The 3028-nt window shown below is 70.1% G+C and carries 2 protein-coding genes; one reads left to right on the top strand and one right to left on the bottom strand.

Annotation, left to right across the window (positions count from 1 at the left end):
* Positions 1-115: 115 nt before the first annotated feature.
* A complete protein-coding gene (locus ABZ805_RS29205; RefSeq protein ID WP_358447132.1) occupies positions 116-1147 on the bottom strand; it encodes a polysaccharide deacetylase family protein in 1032 nt (343 codons plus the stop codon).
* A 154-nt stretch (positions 1148-1301) separates the two neighbouring features.
* On the opposite strand from ABZ805_RS29205, the gene ABZ805_RS29200 reads away from it, so the two are divergent.
* Positions 1302-2924, top strand: coding sequence for a putative glycoside hydrolase (locus ABZ805_RS29200; protein ID WP_358447129.1), 1623 nt, complete (start codon positions 1302-1304; stop codon positions 2922-2924).
* Positions 2925-3028 lie beyond the last annotated feature (104 nt).

The raw sequence follows: 3028 nt of genomic DNA, 5'->3' as shown, positions 1-3028 counted from the left end.
GCGGATGGGGTCATGATCTGGGTCGACCCGGTCGAACTCCTCTGTGCTCCCCGCTCCACCCGTGGTGAGGGGCCCATTGGCCCGATGACAGTGGGCGAATGGGCCACTCACCCGGTCAGTAGCGGTAGAGGTTCGGCAGGTTCGGGGCCGGATCCGCGGAGGCGGAGTTCGGGGCCGAGATCCGGTCCGGATCGCCGTCGGAGGTGTAGCGCGATTCGGGGTCGCCCGCCAGCTTGTCCAGCCACTGGGTGGACCCGTACTCGGCCTCCTCCCCGGTGGCGGCCTGCGAGCGGATCCGCGGGATGTTCTGCCCGTCGAAGTCCGCGTCGAACGGGGAGCGCGCCGGGTTGGAGCCGACGAGGAACACCGCGTCGTGGTGGTAGGTCACGCCCTCGGCGCTCCCGTCCGCGGCGAGCGCCTCGTCGTCCGGGTGCACGCCCAGCGGCAGCGCCAGCGCGCGCACCGGCACGTCGGGCAGCACCTCGTTGATCTCCCGCTGCATGCCGGCGATCTGGTGCTGCGCCTCCGCGGAGCTCACCTGGCCGAGGTTGGGGTGTTCCAGGGTGTGGTTGCCGACCTCGAAGCCGTGCTCGTGCAGCCACGGCAGCGTGGTCTTCCCGCCCGGGTCCTCGAACGGCGGGTCGAACACGAAGAAGGTGGCGGTGGGGCGGAACTCGGGGTGCTCGGCGGCGGTGTCGAGCAGGATGCGCACCGCGGTGTCCGGCGCGGGCTGCCCGGCGCCGTCCAGGGCGAACTGGCCGGTGGAGCCGTCGTCGAAGGTGAGCACCACCGGGTGCCTGCCCGCGGGGATGTCGATGCGGCCGCTCGCGTACTCGCTCGCGGTGATCGGCGTGTAGTCCTCCGCGGCGAGCCGTTCCAGCTCGGCGCGGAAGTCCTGCGGGGTGCGGTCGTAGACGCTGCTCGGCTCGGTGGTGATCCGGTGGTACATCAGCACCGGGACCTTGCCGAGTTCGTTGGCGTGCACCGATTCCGGCGCCGGCGGTGGCGGCGGTGCCGGTGGCGGGGGCGGCGGAGCGGCGACGTCAGGGGTGTCGGGGGCTGGGTCCTGGGTGCTGCACGCGGCACCGGACAGGGCGAGCAGCGCCACCGCCGTCACGGCGCAGGTGCGCTCGATCACGCTCAACATCGGTTCGCACGTTAGTGCAGTTTTGGGCCGATGTGGATACTCAAAGTCACTTGTTGATCTCCGCGTTATTACCTGGAAGGGTGGCGCGAACATTCGACCGGCAACGTAACGTGTTCAGTTGTCCGGATTCGCCGACGTCGGGGAGGCGAAAGCTGTGACCGAACCTGCGCCCGAAGGGGCCCCAGGACCAACGAAACCCAGCCGTGACAACGGAATCGGCGGCATCCCTCAGTGGGCCGTCGTCGCCGTCGCCGTCATCGTGCTGCTGATCGCGGGGTACGTGCTGCTCCGCATGTTGTCCACAGAGGACGTGCGGGTGGACGGGCTGCCGTCGCACCCGGTGCGTTCCGAGGCGACGGCCGATGGATCCATTCAGATCCGCTCCGAACGCGCCGATTCCACCGTCCTGCTCGACGGGAAACCCGTGCCCACCACGCCCCAGGACGGTGCGGTGGCCGTGCACGCGGCCGACGTGCCCGATGGCTCCCACGCGCTGGAAGTCATCACGCCCAGGGCGATCTCCTGGCTCGGCTCCGCCAGCACCACGCACGAGTTCACAGTGGACAGCGCGCCACCGGAACTCCAGGTCGAGGATTCGCTGCGGCCCGAGAAGCTCGGCGAACCCGTCACCGTCACCGGCAAGGCCGCGGGCGCCGACCAGGTGACCGTCGCGGGCAAACCGGTCCGGCCCGGTCCGGACGGCGCGTTCTCCGCCGTCGTCGACAGGCCGGAACGGGAAGTCCAGGTCGTGGCCACCGACCTCGCGGGCAACCGCGCGGAGCGCACCATGACCGTGCACATCAAGCACCCGGGCATGCGCGCCGTGCACATGACCGGGCTCGCCTGGACCAGCGATTCGCTGCGCGAACCCGTGCTCGAACTCGCCAGGCAGGGCCGCATCGACACCGTCGAGCTCGACATCAAGGACGAAAGCGGCGAGATCCCCTACGATTCCGCGCTGCCCGAGGCCAACCGCATCGGCGCCGTGAAGAACTACTACGACGCTCGCGAAGCCCTCGACCAGTTGCACGGCATGGGCGTGCGCGTCGTCGGACGGCTCGTCGCCTTCAAGGATCCGGTGCTCGGCGAGGCGTCCTGGCGCGAAGGCCACCGGGAACGGGTCGTGCAGACCGCGGGCGGGCAGCCGTGGAGCAGCGGGTACGGCGACTTCGCGTTCACCAACTTCGCCGACCCGGCGGTGCGGCAGTACAACATCGACCTCGCCGCCGAGGCCGCCTCGCTCGGCTTCGACGACATCCTCTACGACTACGTGCGCAGGCCGGACGGCGGCATCGAGAAGATGCGCTTCGCCGGGCTGCACACCACGCCGGAGCAGGGCATCGCGGACTTCCTCCGCGACACCCAGACGGCGGTCCGCTCGAAGGGGGCGCTGCTCGGGGCGTCGGTGTTCGGCATCGCCGTGGACCGGCCCACCCAGATCGCCCAGGACATCCCGCGGATGGCGAAGTACGTGGACTACATCGCACCGATGGTCTACCCGTCGCACTGGGGGCCGGGCGAGTTCGGCGTCGACGACCCGAACACCCAGCCCTACGACATCGTGCAGCGCTCGCTCGCCGAGTTCGCCAAGGCGGTCGAGGGGACCGACGTGCAGATCATCCCGTGGCTGCAGGACTTCAGCCTCGGCGCCAGCTACGGACCCGCCGAGGTGGCCGCGCAGATCAAGGCCGCGGAGGACGACGGCATGCCGTCGTACCTGCTGTGGGCGGCGAACTGCCGCTACCACGGCGACGCGCTGGTACCGCAGAAGCCGTAGCCGCACCCGCGGTCGCACCGGAGTGAACGGACCGTTCGTCCCACCTCGTCGGACTGGACGAGCCGCAGTTCGTGGTGATGGGCGGGCAGGCCGACACGATCAAC

Source organism: Saccharopolyspora sp. NPDC047091 (assembly GCF_040643635.1).
In the GTDB taxonomy this organism is placed as follows: Bacteria; Actinomycetota; Actinomycetes; order Mycobacteriales; family Pseudonocardiaceae; genus Saccharopolyspora_C.
Note: the sequence above shows the minus strand (reverse complement) of the source record. Positions and strands in the feature narration are given on the sequence as shown.

Excerpts from the sequence above, each read along its gene's own strand:
- ABZ805_RS29205 (WP_358447132.1), bottom strand. The coding sequence starts at position 1,147 with ATGTTGAGCGTGATCGAGCGCACCTGCGCCGTGACGGCGGTGGCGCTG.